The organism is Akkermansia massiliensis, from assembly GCF_018847375.1.
In the GTDB taxonomy this organism is placed as follows: Bacteria; Verrucomicrobiota; Verrucomicrobiia; order Verrucomicrobiales; family Akkermansiaceae; genus Akkermansia; species Akkermansia massiliensis.
In genome coordinates this window covers 2,422,715-2,438,831 of record NZ_CP072036.1, presented here as the reverse complement: position 1 = coordinate 2,438,831, position 16,117 = coordinate 2,422,715, and the positions used below count along the sequence as shown (strand labels likewise).

The 16,117-nt window shown below is 57.6% G+C and carries 10 protein-coding genes and 1 CRISPR repeat array; of the genes, 5 read left to right on the top strand and 5 right to left on the bottom strand.

Annotated features, from left to right (window positions below; translation table 11 throughout):
* The first annotated feature begins 2 nt into the window (after positions 1-2).
* Genes J5W70_RS10110 through J5W70_RS10095 form a run of 4 tightly spaced genes read left to right on the top strand, consistent with a single transcriptional unit; the run spans position 3 to position 5,798 of the window.
* Positions 3-470 (top strand): hypothetical protein, encoded by a 468-nt coding sequence (locus J5W70_RS10110; protein WP_022398048.1) that lies wholly within the window; start codon positions 3-5, stop codon positions 468-470.
* Positions 470-2,917, top strand: coding sequence for a coiled-coil domain-containing protein (locus tag J5W70_RS10105; RefSeq protein ID WP_022398049.1), 2,448 nt, complete (start codon positions 470-472; stop codon positions 2,915-2,917). The genes J5W70_RS10110 and J5W70_RS10105 overlap by 1 nt, the downstream gene beginning before the upstream one ends.
* Positions 2,914-5,067 carry a hypothetical protein gene (locus tag J5W70_RS10100; RefSeq protein ID WP_022398050.1) on the top strand — a complete coding sequence of 718 codons (2,154 nt, stop codon included), beginning with the start codon at positions 2,914-2,916 and terminating at the stop codon, positions 5,065-5,067. Before J5W70_RS10105 ends, J5W70_RS10100 begins: the two co-directional genes overlap by 4 nt.
* 14 nt (positions 5,068-5,081) lie before the next feature.
* Positions 5,082-5,798 (top strand): glycosyltransferase family protein, encoded by a 717-nt coding sequence (locus J5W70_RS10095; RefSeq protein ID WP_022398051.1) that lies wholly within the window; start codon positions 5,082-5,084, stop codon positions 5,796-5,798.
* A 169-nt stretch (positions 5,799-5,967) separates the two neighbouring features.
* Positions 5,968-6,972: direct repeats of the CRISPR family, unit length 31 nt; unit sequence GTTTCAATCCACGCACCCGTGAGGGTGCGAC.
* A gap of 380 nt (positions 6,973-7,352) precedes the next feature.
* Here J5W70_RS10095 and J5W70_RS10090 read toward each other — a convergent pair.
* The 5 genes from J5W70_RS10090 to J5W70_RS10070 form a co-directional block, all read right to left on the bottom strand.
* Positions 7,353-8,930 (bottom strand): glycine--tRNA ligase, encoded by a 1,578-nt coding sequence (locus J5W70_RS10090; RefSeq protein WP_022398052.1) that lies wholly within the window; start codon positions 8,928-8,930, stop codon positions 7,353-7,355.
* A gap of 83 nt (positions 8,931-9,013) precedes the next feature.
* Complete coding sequence (locus J5W70_RS10085) at positions 9,014-9,676, bottom strand: YdcF family protein (protein ID WP_022398053.1); 663 nt, start codon at positions 9,674-9,676, stop codon at positions 9,014-9,016.
* Between the two features lie 43 nt (positions 9,677-9,719).
* Positions 9,720-10,499 carry a CPBP family glutamic-type intramembrane protease gene (locus J5W70_RS10080; protein ID WP_022398054.1) on the bottom strand — a complete coding sequence of 260 codons (780 nt, stop codon included), beginning with the start codon at positions 10,497-10,499 and terminating at the stop codon, positions 9,720-9,722.
* Between the two features lie 13 nt (positions 10,500-10,512).
* Positions 10,513-11,682 carry an aminotransferase class I/II-fold pyridoxal phosphate-dependent enzyme gene (locus tag J5W70_RS10075; RefSeq protein WP_022398055.1) on the bottom strand — a complete coding sequence of 390 codons (1,170 nt, stop codon included), beginning with the start codon at positions 11,680-11,682 and terminating at the stop codon, positions 10,513-10,515.
* A gap of 27 nt (positions 11,683-11,709) precedes the next feature.
* Positions 11,710-12,195 carry an Lrp/AsnC family transcriptional regulator gene (locus J5W70_RS10070; protein WP_022398056.1) on the bottom strand — a complete coding sequence of 162 codons (486 nt, stop codon included), beginning with the start codon at positions 12,193-12,195 and terminating at the stop codon, positions 11,710-11,712.
* A gap of 303 nt (positions 12,196-12,498) precedes the next feature.
* Here J5W70_RS10070 and J5W70_RS10065 point away from each other — a divergent pair, with 303 nt between their 5' ends.
* A complete protein-coding gene (locus J5W70_RS10065; protein ID WP_022398057.1) occupies positions 12,499-16,014 on the top strand; it encodes a DEAD/DEAH box helicase in 3,516 nt (1,171 codons plus the stop codon).
* The last annotated feature ends 103 nt before the right edge of the window (positions 16,015-16,117 follow it).

Sequence of the window (16,117 nt, the reverse complement as noted above, 5' to 3'; positions counted from 1 at the left end):
TCATGGACGCTTACCGCTCGCAGGATACAGTGATCTACCGCCCGATCGGGGACGGTGCCCCGGAGGCGGTGGCATTGTGCAGTTACGGGGACGTGATGGTGTCCCTGGTGGATGTGGTGCCCTCCGTTCAGGTGCAGCGCGAGACTGTGATCGGCAGCCGCTGGATGCACCAGGCAGCACGCGGCAATGCCGGATTTCAGATGTCTTTTTCTCTGGCGCGGGCTTTCGATAGTTATGCCGCTGCCAGGGCTTGGGGATTAGATGCAGCGGAATTGCTGGCGATGTATCCGGAGGGCATGGTCACCTGGATGACAGCCTATCATTCCGGCATTCCGCAGAGGACGCGGGAGTACCACGCTACCCTTGACAATGTGCATCCCTTGCCGCCGACCAACGATCAGCGGTATGGAGCCACGGCGTTTTGGTGCGTCCTGGAAATTCAACTCTTTTTGACTGGAGATATTGACTAATGGATTACGACGTAAGCATCAGCATCGGCACAACCGCCAACCTGGGCGGCCTGCGCAAGGCCCAGCAGGCCGTGGACGGTCTGGCCAAGGCTGCCGGCAAGGTTCCCGGCAGCTTGTTGTCCGGGGGAGTAGGTGGTGCATCGGCCCCGCCTGTCTATACGGGCACTGCTTTCTCCAATGGCGGCATGTCCTGGCAGCTGGAAGGCGCGTCGGAACTAACCGGGTCCATTAAGCAGGTGGACAAGACCATCGGGGCCGCCGCTCAGGGTCTAAAGACAAATTCATCTTGGCTTTCGCGCAGCATTTCCGCATTGGCAGGATTACCTGGCAAGATTCAGGATTGGGGCAAGGGAGGCATGGATCAGATGCGCCGGTTTAACGGCGGATTGCAGAATATGGCTAACATGGCCAATCTGGGAAAACAGGCATGGGATATTGGCTGGAGCCTGGGACAGTCCTTGTCCAATGCGTTTGGCGTAGGAGCGGACAAGATCAAGGATAAAGTGGCCACCGCCCTGGACGCAGCCAAGGCCAAGATGGCCGCATGGCAAACGTCGCTTTCCGAAACTCTCTCACGGCAGAAAGAAGAAAAATGGTTGAAGAAGGAAGAAGCCGGCGTCAAGCAAATCAATGCGGCCTATGAAGCCCGCAAGAAGGTAATTGAAGACCTGGACCGCAAGGCCCAGGCGCGGCTGGAATTGGAGAACAAGCTTTTACAGATTGAAACCGAGAAGAACCGCAGCATCATCCGGCAGCGGCAAATCAGAGGGGATATTTCCGATTCCCAGGCACGCGACGAACTGGCCAAACTGGATGCCAAAGATGCAGAAGACCGCCGCCGCATTGAGCAGCAGCAGGCGGAACAAGCCCTCAAGACTGCCCAGCAGCTGGCCGAGGCCAAGGAGGAACAGGTGCGCCGCCTCCAGGAGTTCCAGCGGATGCCCAACAAGGGCAATGTGGAGAATTTGAGCAAAGAAGGCTTGTTCGGGCAAGTAGATAACCTCAAGGCAGCAGATGCCGCCTTGAAGGATTGGCAACGTATAGCGCAGCGTAAAGCAGAACTGGAAAAGGACATTGTCAAGGCTGACGGCAAGATACGGGACGGGATGTTTTCCCCGATAAAAGCCGCCTTCATCCCGCAGTGGCAGCAAAAGAAGGCCCAGGATGAAGAAAGCCTCAAGTCCGTCCTGGCCGAACAACAAGCCATGGCCGGCCAGTACGGCATGCAGGGGCAGGATTTTAGACAGGTGGCAGCTGTGCTGGCCAAGCGGTCCCAGGATGCCCGCACCGCCCTGGACAAGTCCATGGCTCTGATCAAGGACACCGGGCTGCTGGGTGATTTGAGCGGCAAGTCAGGAGATGCCGTATATCTGGAATATGCGCGGGTGCTGGAATTTGCACAAACTTTTATTCATAGGCAGACAGATGGTATAGAAGCCGCCCTCAAAGAATCCGTAGCCGCCCAGGATGCCGTTGACCAGGCCGGGGCGCGTCTACGGGATTTGCTGGCCCTGCATGGTGCGCAACGTGCAGCCGAGACCCAGGTATCCGCTGAAACAGGAAAGACCAACGCCCAGCAGGACGACAAGCAGCATGCGGCAACACTGGCCAGCAGCATGGCTGACCGTCTGGTCAAGGCCGCCGAAGCCCAGCACAAGGCAGCCGAACGGCAAACCAGGGCCGCCGAGAATACTAAAACGCAGCTGGGGTATGCGGTGGACAGCCTGAACCGCTATGCGGAAAAGTATGAGGACACGCCGCTATCCGGAGGCATAGAGCGGATATTGCAGACCATTACCAAGCTGCAAGGGAAGCCCGTTAAGGACCGCACCAAGGAAGAAACCAAAGACCTGGAACAACTCCGCAAGTGGATTGAAAACGTCAAGGATGATGGACGGTTTGACAATCTTGTCAAGGCGGCGACGGCGGCCCTGGATAACATGGACGCCGCCCTGGCGGCGGAAAAGAAACGGAAGGAAGCCGAAGCCAAGGCCAAAACCCTGGAAGAACGTTCCCGCAAATTGGCCGACCTGGACGGACAGATGGACCGCAAGAGCAAGGATGCCCTCACCCTGGATGACTGGATGATCAAGGAGCGCGGACGGCTCACCGGACGCATGGGTGAGCTGGGACGCACGGACGTGTCCGGACGCCTCCCGGAAGTGGAGGCGCTGGTGCGCAAGGTACTGTCTGACCAGGGCGACGGCGGCAAGGGAATTTCCCGCCGTGAATCCGGCGAACTCACCAGGATGTTGCAGCAGCTGGAAGCCATTTCCCCCCGTGATAGCACTCCGGAACTGGAAGCGGCCATGTCCCTGATCCGGGAAATGCTGACCAGCTACAGGACCACGTCAGCCAACCAAGCCAGGACACTGGCGGAACTCAACAAGCTGCGCCAGGAAGTGGCCCGCATCAAGAGTCAAACACAGTTCGGACCACGTAAATGAAAATCATCGAACTTACAGATAAAGCCCTGGAAGATGCGTCTTACAGTTGGCAAAATTTTACGCCGATGTGCGTTTCCTGGCGGCAGATGATCCGCCGCAAAAATGAGCCGCCCCCTTATGACTACAAGGAACCGGTGCGCGTCGTATGGTCCGGCGTCACTATCATGGAAGGAACGGTCCGGAGGTGCCGCCCCTCCTTTTCCGGTAACAGCTGGGCGTGGAATATAGAGGTTCATGACATTCTCAAGCCCCTGGAAGGGACGCTCTGCTTTAATGCCTCCGGCAGTCTGAAAGGTGCCTTGAATGCCAATGTAGCAGGCGGCAGTGATGTGGACGTGCCGCGCAAAATATATATTGCCCGCACGGTGAACAGTATCCTGGAAGATGCCCGCAAGTATGGATTGCTGGGGGCGGACGTGGGCATTCAGGTGGACGTTTCCTCCACGGCCTGGGTATGGGACACGGCGCTGGCATGTGATACTTACGCGGGAGTGTTGCGCAAGCTGCTGGGGGCGCGCCCTGGTATGGTGTGCTGGGTTGATTATTCCGGTTCTTCCCCCGTGATCAGAGTTGCAGATGGAGCCAGCCTTCCAGTGGTCACGCTGGATCGCGCCGGGGATTTGCTGACGGCCATAGATTTGGACCCGCGCCATGACCTGGTTCCCCCTGCGGTGGGGGTGGTGCTGACGGCAGGGCGCATGGCCTATCAATCCCAGGTTTGGCCGCGCGGGGCCTCCCTGCGCCAGGAGGGATGCGTAACCGTACAGATGGCCATTTCCGGCAACACGGATGAAACGGAAGAAGAACCGCCAAGCTCCGAGTCTCCCATGTGGGCTTTCCTTAAACCCGAAATACTGGTTCTTGGCGACAAGCTGCCCACCGGACCTGATGATGCTGCCGAGTGGTGGCAGGGAAAAGTTCCCAAGCTGGCGGAGGTTCCGGGAGCGCGCTTTGGGGCGGTCAAAAAAACCATCCTGAAAAACAAGGCCAGCGATGCCAGCAATTACAGCACGGCGGAAAGCGCCCAGGTTTATGAGTTGTTCAAGGGCGATTTGTCGCCGGTGTGTAAACTCATCAAGTGGTGTTATGTCTTGCTGACTCAGGAGGTCTATATCACGGTGCCGCCCCGTCCGGGCTTTGAGTTGCTTTTCGGAAAGCAAAAAGTGGTGAACGGCCAAAAACGCTGGTACAGCAAACTGACATGGAGGGGGCGCACGGTCAACACTCCCAAGCGCTGGTACAGGGCCGACAAGTCCGGGACAACGGGGCCGGAAGATGGTTCCACAATACCGGACAAGCCGGGCACAGGTGGCACAGAGCAGGAATGGCCGGATTATACCGGCGTCCTGCGGGATTATTATGAGATTACCCGGCAGCTTCCCTGGGAAGGGACGTTGCAGTCATTGCGTGCCTTGTCTCCCGCCGGGTTGGTAGGTCGTCAATTATCTATTACGGGCGGCCGCGCGGAATGGGTGGATATGTCCACCGTGGTGCAAGGGGTAAGCGTAGATTTAGCCGGCAGCAGCACGTCTATTAACACAGGGGTGCCAGCGCATTTGTCACTACAGGACATGCTGGACCGCGCCAAGTCCCTGCAATCTGGCCAAGATGTGCTGGACCAAGATGATCAGCAGGATAACCCAATCCTGACTATACAATACGACGATAATGCCTACAAATCACCGGAGGCCCCTACCATCGGGCCGGAGGGGGAGGTTATTTGGAATGAGGCTCCCGACCGTCCGGCTGGTTTTGGGTTCCAGGTTGTCCTGGACTGGGATGACGATAATACTACCGTGACCGGCTATCGGTTGCGGCCGGGGCTACTGCTTCTCAACGGGACGACGTTCTGCAACGCCGCCCCGGAACCTACCGAGGGAGACTGGTACAAGGGGGCCGTTACCAGCGGGGAAATTTGGCTCAATGTGAGGTTCAGCGGCAAAGGCAAGTACCAGGGCAGCACGGTAGCGTATTCGCAAGGTCAGGTGAATCCTTTGCGCCTCCAACCGGAAGAACCGGACGGGGAAGAGTTTTATTACTCCTTCCACCTGGCCACGATTACACCTGACCATGAAGTCATCCAGTATGAACTGGGTTCCATCCAGATTCCCGTTCATGGCGGTTCCAATTATCCCTATGGCCCAGCCTGAAAAATAGAACAACGATGATCAGAACTACCATTTTAACTTTCAATCGTGATGCGGCGCTATCTCTGGCGGCATTGCGTTGCGTGCGCCGGCGTTTGCCGGATGCCGCTGTAACGGTGGCCGATGATGGACACGATCCGGTCACGGCAGAGGTGGCCTCCCAAATGCAAGCCCTGGGTGCCAGGTATGTGCAGACGGATTTTCCACGGCGCGGCAACCTCAACGGCAGTTCCTGTGTGCGTGGCATCCTGGCGACGTTGCTGGACGGCACAGCCGATGACGATGTAGCCATCAAGCTGGATGCCGACACGGCATTGCGTTCTGACGGACCTGTGCGCCGGATGCTAGCGGCGGGTGCGGAAGGGTTCGGCAGCTGCTGCGACGGACGGATCATGTGCGGCCTGTGCTATGGGTTCACGGGGTCCGCGTTGCGCCGGATGCTTGCAGTTCTGGACCGGCTGCCCATTGGGGGTGACGATCCGGAGGATATAGCAACGGGACGCCTGGCCATGGCCGCAGGGGTTCCGCTTCATATAGAGCGGCCCTGGGCGGCATCACGGCCGGAGGGGCGCTGGGCGGCCTACCGCTGGCCAACGATGCCGGCAGTAGCCAAATATGACCGGCTGGACGTGGTGACGCTGGGCACTCTTCACATGCCCCGGCAGCAGATGGACGCAGCAGAATTCATTCGCGTATTTGACGAGTTGGCCGCCAGGGACGTGATCGGGGAGTAGGGAGGCCAGTTCAAGCCGTTTTCAAGGGAGGTGCAACCAGGTTGCAATGGGGATGCAGCGGGCAGACGTTCAAGGGCGTTTTTCCACGATGCTTGATAATTTTTCTACGATGCGCTGCGACGTTACAGGTGCGACGGCCAACACAGGATCGTGAAACCCGCTCAACAAAGTTTCAATCCACGCACCCGTGAGGGTGCGACGCGGAAGAACACCAAGGTGACGGGCAACACCATCGTTTCAATCCACGCACCCGTGAGGGTGCGACTGCGGACTGTCGCCAGGGAGCAGGCCAAAAACTGGTTTCAATCCACGCACCCGTGAGGGTGCGACCTTTCGGCTGCGGCAAAGGCCTGCTGCTCTTCTGGTTTCAATCCACGCACCCGTGAGGGTGCGACTTAGAGCACACAAACAAGCAGGCACATTATTGCCGTTTCAATCCACGCACCCGTGAGGGTGCGACAAGTTTTTCTTACCAGTTCTAACCAGTTCTACAGGTTTCAATCCACGCACCCGTGAGGGTGCGACAATCCGGGTCAAATACGAGGACTGTCCGCACATCGTTTCAATCCACGCACCCGTGAGGGTGCGACCCGCGTCAAAATCGAGAGTAAGGAGGACCTGGCGTTTCAATCCACGCACCCGTGAGGGTGCGACAATCCGGGTCAAATACGAGGACTGTCCGCACATCGTTTCAATCCACGCACCCGTGAGGGTGCGACCCGCGTCAAAATCGAGAGTAAGGAGGACCTGGCGTTTCAATCCACGCACCCGTGAGGGTGCGACAAGCTGGTTTGACGATACCGCGCTCCGGCTTCCAGTTTCAATCCACGCACCCGTGAGGGTGCGACCTGTTATATCGGCGTCGATACCGGGGAAAGCGTAGTTTCAATCCACGCACCCGTGAGGGTGCGACCTGCGGAGCGGGACATATTGTTAATGTACTGCGAGTTTCAATCCACGCACCCGTGAGGGTGCGACCAAACTAAACTAAACTAAAAATATGGCACTGAAAGTTTCAATCCACGCACCCGTGAGGGTGCGACCTGGATGACATGCACCAGTTGGACGCCGTTGGAGGTTTCAATCCACGCACCCGTGAGGGTGCGACCGGCCAAGCAACTTTCAGAGCAGAGGAAAACTAACGTTTCAATCCACGCACCCGTGAGGGTGCGACGGCGGAAGGGAATATGCATTGAAAGTTAGTGGTACAAACAGCCCTTTGCGCCAACCTCTTTCAAGATGCATATTCCTTACCCCCTTATATTTTATTGGAAAGAATGTCAATCTACTGATTTCAAGGACTTACAGAAATCGCCGATCTCCCGGGGAATTTCTGTGAGCTTGAGGTTGGCGCAAACAGTTTATCGGTTCAGCAATTCATTTTGGAATTGCTGATTCCCATCTGGTTCACCAACCTGTTTTTGATGCTAGATGGTCAAGGGTCCATCGTCCAGCAACTTTTTCTCCACAGCCATTTTGAAATCAAAAGGCCGCTCCATATTAATGGAGTGGCCTTGAAGTGTTTTCCGGCATCGGCGGCTGTCAAAGGCGCCGTTAACGCACACGGGCAATGAGCCAGTGCAACAGGTCCTTGATGGCGACGCGTTCCTGTTCCATGGAGTCGCGGTGGCGAATAGTTACCGTGTCCTTGAGGGAGGCATCGTTTTCCCCAAGGGTTTCAAAGTCCACCGTGATACAGAAAGGTGTACCCACTTCATCCTGGCGGCGGTAGCGGCGGCCGACGGCTCCCGTTTCATCATAGAATACGGGCATCCACGGCTGGAGCGTTTTTTCAATTTCCCGGGCGATGCGCACCTGTTCCTCGTTTTTCTTGAGCAGCGGGAAAATAGCGGCCTTGATGGGAGCCATCCGGGGCACAAAGCGGAGCACGGTACGGACGTCTTTCTTGCCTTTGTCATCCACCAGTTCTTCTTCATCATAAGCTTCACAGATGATGGCCAGAATGGTGCGGTCACACCCGGCGGAGGGTTCCACCACATGGGGAATGAATTTTTCCCGCGTTTCTTCGTCAAAGTATTCCAACGGGCGTCCGGAACCTTTCTGGTGACAGCTCAGGTCATAGTCCGTGCGGTAGGCAATGCCTTCCAGTTCCTGGATGCCAAACGGGAATTCGTATTCCAGGTCATAGGTTTTCTTGGAGTAGAAGGCTCGTTCGCCGTCCGGAACGTCCAGAATATGGATGTGTTCGCGCGGCACGCCCACTTCGTCATAGAAGCAGAGGCGGTGTTCCAGCCATTCATCCACCAGGCGCAGACCGTCTTCCGGCCGGCAGAAGTATTCGATTTCCATTTGTTCGAATTCGCGGGAACGGAAGGTGAAGTTGCGCGGGTTGATTTCGTTGCGGAAGGATTTGCCGATCTGGGCGATCCCGAAGGGGAGCTTCACGCGGGAGCTGTCCAGGATGTTCTTGTATTGGCAGAAGATGGACTGGGCCGTTTCCGGGCGCAGCCAGCCAGTGGCATTGGGATCGTTTTCATCGGAGGTGGCTCCGATGGTCGTCTTGAACATGAGGTTGAATTCACGGGCTTCCGTCAGCAGGGAACCATTGGCGGGGTTGTACATGGTGGAGTCCGTTATGGCCTCCATGCGCTCGCCTTTCAGTTCCATTTCCTTGTGGGAGACGTCCTTGCCAGCCAGCTGGGCATAGTACTGGGCCGCAGTCTTGCGGGCCTTGTCCGCCTGTTTTTCTGAGTCCACCAGCACGGAGTATTCCTTTTCCATGCTCCAGGAGCCGTCCTTTTTAGCGGCTCCGGTGTAGAAAAATCCCATGCCGCTCTGGGCCGGCACCTGGTCGGCGCGCAGGCGTTCCTTGGTCAGCAGGCAGTCGCACATCGGGTCGGAGAATCCGCCCACATGGCCGGATGCCACCAGTACGGAGTTATGCGTCAGGATGGAACCGTCCATGCCGACCACATCGTCGCGCTCCTGCACGTTTTTGCGCCACCAGTATTCCTTGAGGTTGCGCTTGAGTTCCACCCCCATGGGACCGTAGTCCCAGCAACCATTCAGACCGCCATATATTTCAGCTGCCTGGAAGATGAAACCCCGCCTTTTGCAGAGGCTCACGATTTTCTCCATTCGGGCGGGATCTGTATTGGTTCTGTCTGCCATGATAATATCTATAATTGGGTTGGCTATGCGGGTTGTATTGATGACCGCAATCAGCGGCCAGTGAAAGCAAAAAGCGTGTCTTCTCAAGAATTCCAGGGGAGAGGCACATCCTTGAGCAGCTGGGAGTCATATCCAGCTTCCACCAGCGTGCGGAAGGCTTCCATCGCCTCCGGAGTCACAGGTTGTTCCGTGGAAAAACCGCGCCTGGGGTATTCCAGTATCCGCTGGAAGTCCCCCACCATGGCGGAGACAACCAGCTCCCGCGGCAGTTCCGGGGTCAAGTATTCCCGGAAAGTGACGGGAGGGGAGCTGACCGCCACCTGCGCTTCCGGCCACTGGGCCTGGAGCGTAGCCAGCGTACGCCGCTCCATGTACGGTTTTTGCAGGGCAATGAGGCTGGCAGGGTCCGGGATGCCGGCCTTTTTCAGGATTGTACGGGAAAAGCGGACGTTTTCCCCGGTGTTGGTAGATTTATTTTCAATGAGGATACGGTCTTCCGGCACTCCCTTTTTCATGGCCGCCTCAGCAAAGAGTTCCGCTTCCGGCACGGCCCATTCCCCGGTGAACCGCCCCACCCCGCCGGAAAACAGGAGAAGAGGGGCCAGCTTCCGCGCATAGAGTTCCGCCGCATATTCCGCCACCCGCACGTCATTGCTGCCAAGGATGAAGATGAGGTCCGCCGGGCGCAGCTCCTGCTTCACATGATGGTAGTCCCACAAAATTTCTATCGCTTCTTCCGGAGTCATCGGCCCTATGTACCCAAGAAGTTCCTTTCTGTAAACGCCGGATTCACCACAGTCCGTATTTGCCCCATTCCAGCGCGGCCCATCCCAGCAGCGCATTCGCCACCGCATGCATGACGATGACGGCGCACAGGTTTTTCTGCCACACGGCAAGAAGGTACGCCAAGGAACCGTAAATGAAGGCGCCGCAGTAGTCCACAGGCTGGTGCACGGCCATGAAACAGAGAGTGGTCACCCAGTACGCTTTCCAGCTATGCGTGCCGAAGGGGATTTTCCAGGGATGGTCCAGGTTCACCATCAGGCGCATCAGATAACCGCGCCAGAAGAGTTCCTCCACCAGCGCCACCACCACCACGGCACGGAAGAAGCGCAGGACCAGCGCCGCCAGCCAGCTCCAGGAATCCGGGGCAAAGACGACGCCGGGATCAAAGCCTTCCGGGCGCATGTCAATTCCCAGCAGGTACCGGTACCATGGCCAGGAGGGGTGGCCAAACCATGCATCCGGACCGCCCGGCAGACGGTCCGCCGCCATCGTAGGGGCCAGCCAGCACAGGATGCCCAGCACGCCGAAGAGGATTCCCCATGCGGCGGGTTTCCATTTCCAGTCCCAGTCAATGGCTTTTCTCCACCACAGGAGCAGGACAAAGCAGACGATGGCCTGCACAGGGTACAGCCATTGCTCCGGCGCCCTTCTCCACCAGGCGGCGGCGGGGTGGTTCCATTCCAGGAACGGCCCGCCAAGCTGCCACAGCAGGGTAAAGCCCATGAACACCGCAAACGGCGCTACGTACGCCCTTGTTTTCAAGGCCTCCGGGACGGAGTTCATGGACGCGGAGGGGTCAGGAAAGAGTTTTCACGAAACGCTCCATGCGGTTGCAGGCTTCCTTGATCTGGTCAAAGGCAGTCGCATAGCAGCAGCGCAGGAAGCCTTCCCCGCTTGCACCGAAAGCGGTACCGGGCACGGCGGCCACCTGCTCTTCCATCAGCAGGCGCGTGGCAAATTCCTTGCTGGAAAGGCCGAATTTGGAAATGTCCGGGAAGGCGTAGAATGCGCCGCCGGGCAAATGGCAGTCCATGCCGATTTCATTGAACCGCTTCACCAGGAAGTCCCGGCGCTGACGGTAGCTTTCCCGCATTTTCATCATGGCGGAGGTTCCGTTTTCCAGTGCTTCAATAGCCGCCTCCTGGGAAGTGATGGGCGCGCAGAGCATGGAGTACTGGTGAATTTTCATCATGGCGGAGATGAGCGGTTCCGGCCCGCAGGCATAACCCAGGCGGAAGCCCGTCATGGCAAATGCCTTGGAAAAGCCGTGCAGCAGCAGCGTGCGTTCCTTCATGCCCGGCAGGGTGGCGATGGAAACATGCGGCTTGCCGTCGTAACGCAGTTCACTGTAAATTTCATCCGTCAGCACAATGAGGTCGTTCTTGATGCAGAGGCGGGCAATTTCCTTGAGCGTTTCCACAGGAGCCACCGCTCCGGTCGGATTGGTGGGAAAGTTGAGCATCAGCACCTTGGTCCGGGGCGTAATGGAGGCTTCCAGCACGGCCGGATTCAGGGCAAACATATCCTGCTTGCTCGTAGGCACGGCGGTAGCCACGCCATAGGCCATGTTCACGCTGGGTGCGTAGGAGACGTAGCAGGGTTCGTGGTAAAGCACCTCGTCCCCCGGATTCAGCACGGCGCGCAGAGCCAGGTCAATGGCTTCACTGACGCCCACCGTCACCAGCACTTCATGCAGGGGGTCGTATTTTACATGGAAGAAGCCTTCCACATATTTGACAATGGAACGGCGCAGGGATTCCAATCCGTAGTTGGAAGTGTAGGAGGTGTGCCCTTTTTCCAGGGAGTAAATGGCCGCCTCGCGGATGTTCCACGGCGTGACGAAGTCCGGTTCCCCTACGCCCAGGGAGATGATGTCCGTCCGTCCCGTGACCAGGTCAAAGAATTCCCGGATGCCGGAACGGGGGATGGAGCTTACCTGCTCCGCAATTTTGTTCTGCCAGTTCATGATGATTTCTTTCGTGTCGGCAGGGGCTTACGGAGCAACAGCCAGGCGTTCATTCTGCGCGGGGGCCTCGAACACACAGCCGTTTTTCTTGTAGGTTTTCAGATGGAAGTGCGTGGAAGTGGACAGCACCCCTTCCAGCGTGGACAGTTTTTCCGCCACAAACCGGGCAATGTCACGCATGCTTTTTCCTTCCACCAGCACCAGCAGGTCAAAGCCGCCGCTCGCCAGATAGCAGGAGGAGACTTCGTCAAAACGGGAGATGCGCATCGCCAGGCGGTCAAAGCCGCCATCGCGTTCGGGCGTCATTTTTACTTCAATGAAGGCCGCTACCCTGCTGTCGTGTTCGTATTCCTCATTTACCACCGCCTGGTAGCCCAGAATCACGCCTTCCTTTTCCCACTGCTCCCGCTGGGCTCGAACGGCTTCTTCAGTCATGTCAAGACGTTCGGCCAATTCGCCATCGCTCAAGCGGGCTTGAGTCGCCAGTAACTGTAGAAGTGATGCAGTGGACATAAAATTTCAGGCATAAAAGACCCTTTTATAGCGAACGTGTCAAGAACACATATTACGCAAGGCTGACATCCGTTCTTTCCAACATAATAAAATACGTTCTTTTTCTTCAAAAAACAGCCGCCGTTCCGAGAATATAATGCTATTGCCTTCAATAAGATAACCATTATTTCAAACATCCGTTGGAATTATTTTCAGAGAATAGTTGCTCTAATCCGCCTTTTGTGCCATAGTAAAGTGCATAGACCTGTAGCGTCCCTTTACAAGGAACGCTTGTTTCCAATTTTTATATGACAGTCTGATATTATGAGCATGGCACTTAACCCGGATAGGGCTACCCTGAACTTTCTCAATGCCTTTCCGGAAGAAATCCGTCTGCGCGGCGAGAAGCTCCAGAAAGACGGAGCGGTTACGCAAATCTTTGGCAATCATTTGTATATTCAGGGCCGTGTGGAAGATGCGCACGGCGTACACCGCGTGAACCTCCGCCTCCAGGGCAACAGGTGGTTCGGGGCTTGCTCCACGGAAGACGAGGATCTGGCCGGAGCGGCCATGTACGCCGCCATGCTGGAACGCATGTACCGCGGCCAGGATCTTCCGGAGTCCCCGAACGAACTTAACGACGTTCCCCTGCTGGATATTCTGGAAGAGAAGCTGGGCCGCGAACTGGATGACAAGGAAGCGGATTACGTCAGCAAGCTGGAGAAGCGCTACCGCCGTTTCGCCATTGAGCAGGAAATCCATGACCATGACATGGTGCGCCTGAATCCCCGCTGGGAAATCGTCAGCTATGACCCGCTGGAACTGTGGCCCGTGCCTCCCACGAACATCCTTGAATTCTGGAATTACATCGCCTACGCCTTCAACAAGAGGCGCCTGCCCTACCCGGAATTCATGGAATCCATCACGGACCTGGAAAAAGTTCAGCGCAAGATTCACGAATGGGAGCGTTCCCGTGAAGTAGGCACTTGGTATGACCGCATCCAGTCCGTGAATGAACGACCCCCGCAGCCGCCCCGCGGAGAGCTGTTCATGAGGCTCGTTTCCACCATCAACGAGGGCCATTTCGAATACCGCCATTCCCTGAAGCAGGACTGGATTCCCGTCCGGGAAAAGCAGGATTTGGAACATCTGGAAAACCTGCATGAACGCGCTGCCGTGCGCATGGATGCCCAGACGGAAATCCTCCTTGTATCCCTGTCCGATTACGCCCGTGCGGAAGACGCCCTGACGCTGGACCTGGACCAGGAAGCCGCGTGCGCCCTGATGAACAAGCTTTTCCACCAGCCCGCCCTGAAAGGCTACCTGGTGAACCTGGATGAAAATTATTTCAAGGTGGTGGACGAACCGCTCAAGTGGATTTGCCAGGACGACCCCATTGAGCCGGACTGCTACGCCCTCCAGCTCGCCACGTCCACCGGCATCAACGTCTCCCACTCCGTCCGCCAGCTTCCCGGCCAGCAGGAGCTGTACCAGTCTGACGAAACCGTGTTCCCGGGCCCCCCCCGCTGGCTGGAGAGCACGGAAGTGGAACCCCGCTATTCCATTCCCAAGCAGGTCATCGACAGCCTTGAAGGGGTGGAATTCCTGCGCAAGATCGGCGCTTCCCTTCCCCCCAGCATGGAGGACCGCGTGGTGGACATTGACCTCCGCGGCACCTTTGACATGAAGATTGTCCGCGGCCTCACCTCCGCGGAAACGGAGCACGTGCTCTGTGAAGTAAGCGCCAGGGACGCTTCCGGCTACCGCACGGAAAAACTCGGCAAGGACGGCTGGGACGTCGCTCACCAGGAGCCCATGAAAAACAAGGCCCTGCTGCGCTTCATCCGGGAGCACCTCTATCCCATTCCCGGCCTGCTGGAAGAAATGGGCTTCTCCTATGATCCCCAGGTGGGCGCTTTCAAGGCCCGCGTTACCCGGCAGTTCCCTGAAAAATTTGCGGAGTGGGCCAAGCAGCTCCCGGAAGAGCTGACCGTCAACATGGATGACAAGCTCAAGACGCTGCTGGCGGACCCGGTGGCCGCCGCCGTGCGGTTTGAAGTAGTTAACCAGGAGATTGACTGGTTTGATCTCCGCATCGTCATTGACGTGGAAGGCGTCCAGCTTTCCAAGGAACAAATCCGCGCCCTGGTCGCCGCCAGAGGCGGCTACGTCCGTATGGACGACGGAGGCTGGATGCGCCTGGAAATCAAGCTGGACAACGACCAGCGCGACGCCGTCACCCGCCTGGGCCTGGACCCCTTCGACCTCTCCGGGGAAACCCACCGCATGCACGCCATGCAGCTGGCGGACCCGAAGGCCGCGGAAGTGTTCGACCCGAAGGCCTGGAAACGCATCAAGGACCGCACCGCGGAAATCAAGATCGATGTCAAGCCGGACGTCCCCTCCCAGCTCCAGGCCACCCTGCGCCCGTACCAGGTGGACGGCTTCCACTTCCTGGCCTATCTGGCCACGAACGGCTTCGGCGGCATTCTGGCGGACGACATGGGTTTGGGCAAAACCATCCAATCCATCACTTACGTGCTCTGGCTGCGTGAGGAATTCGCGCGCAAAAACAAATCCAAGAAGAAAATCGCCGTTCCTCCGGTACTCATCGTCTGCCCCAAGTCCGTGCTGGATGTCTGGGCCGGGGAAACGGAGAAATTCGCTCCCGGCGTGCGCGTACTCGTCATCCGCAGCAAGGATCAGGCCAATCTGGACGACATCCGGAAGAATTACGATATGGTCGTGGTCAACTACGCCCAGCTCCGCGTCTGCGGAGAAACCCTGAACCAGATCAAGTGGCTCACGGTCATCCTGGACGAAGGCCAGCAGATCAAGAACCCGGACTCCAAGGCGGCCAAGGCCGCCCGTGAAATCGTCTCCTACAACCGCCTGGTCCTTTCCGGCACGCCCATTGAAAACCGCCTGCTGGACATGTGGTCCCTCATGGCCTTCTCCATGCCCGGCGTTCTCGGTTCCCGTTCCTACTTCAAGAAGCGCTTTGACAAGCGCAAGGACCCGCAGAGCCAGAACCGCCTGGCCGCGCGCCTGAAACCCTTCCTGCTGCGCCGCACCAAATCACAGGTGGCGAAGGACCTGCCCCCCAGGACGGAAGAAGAAGTGTACGCCAAGATGGAAGGCATCCAGAGCCAGCTGTACAAGGCGGAACTCCGCCGCATCCAGCAGGCCCTGCTCGGCCTGGATTCAGACGAATCCGTCAAGAAAAACAGCTTCGCCATCCTGCAGGGCCTCATGCGCCTGCGCCAGATCTGCTGCCACCCCGGCCTGGTGGACCCCAAGTACGCCAAGGAAGACAGCGCCAAGATGACCGCCCTGTTCTACCTGCTGGACCAGCTCCGGGAGGAAGGGCACAAGGTGCTCGTCTTCTCCCAGTTCGTCTCCATGCTGGAAATTATCAAGAACCGGCTGGAAGCGGAAAACAGGCCGCTTAACTACCTTACCGGCCAGACCAAGGACCGCCGCGGGGAAATTGAAAAATTCCAGACTACCAAGGACCCGTCCGTCTTCCTGCTCTCCCTGAAAGCGGGGGGCGCCGGCCTCAACCTTACTTCCGCCTCCTACGTGGTCCTGTATGACCCGTGGTGGAACCCGGCCGTGGAAAGCCAGGCTATTGACCGTACGCACCGCATCGGCCAGAAGAACAAGGTGATTGCCTACCGCCTGCTGACGAAGGACTCCGTGGAAGAAAAAATCCGCATCCTCCAGCATCAGAAGAACCAGCTCGTCGCCAACGTGCTGGGTGACGAGGGCTTCACCTCCAGCCTGGGCATTGACGACCTGAACTTCATCCTCAACCACGGGGATGACGAAGAAGGCTAAGCCGATGGCGGTGAGTAGAGAGTAGTGAATAGAGATTAATTATTTCAACTTCCGGACATTGGTCCGCTCATTCTTTCCCTACTCTCTGATCTCTCATCATTAA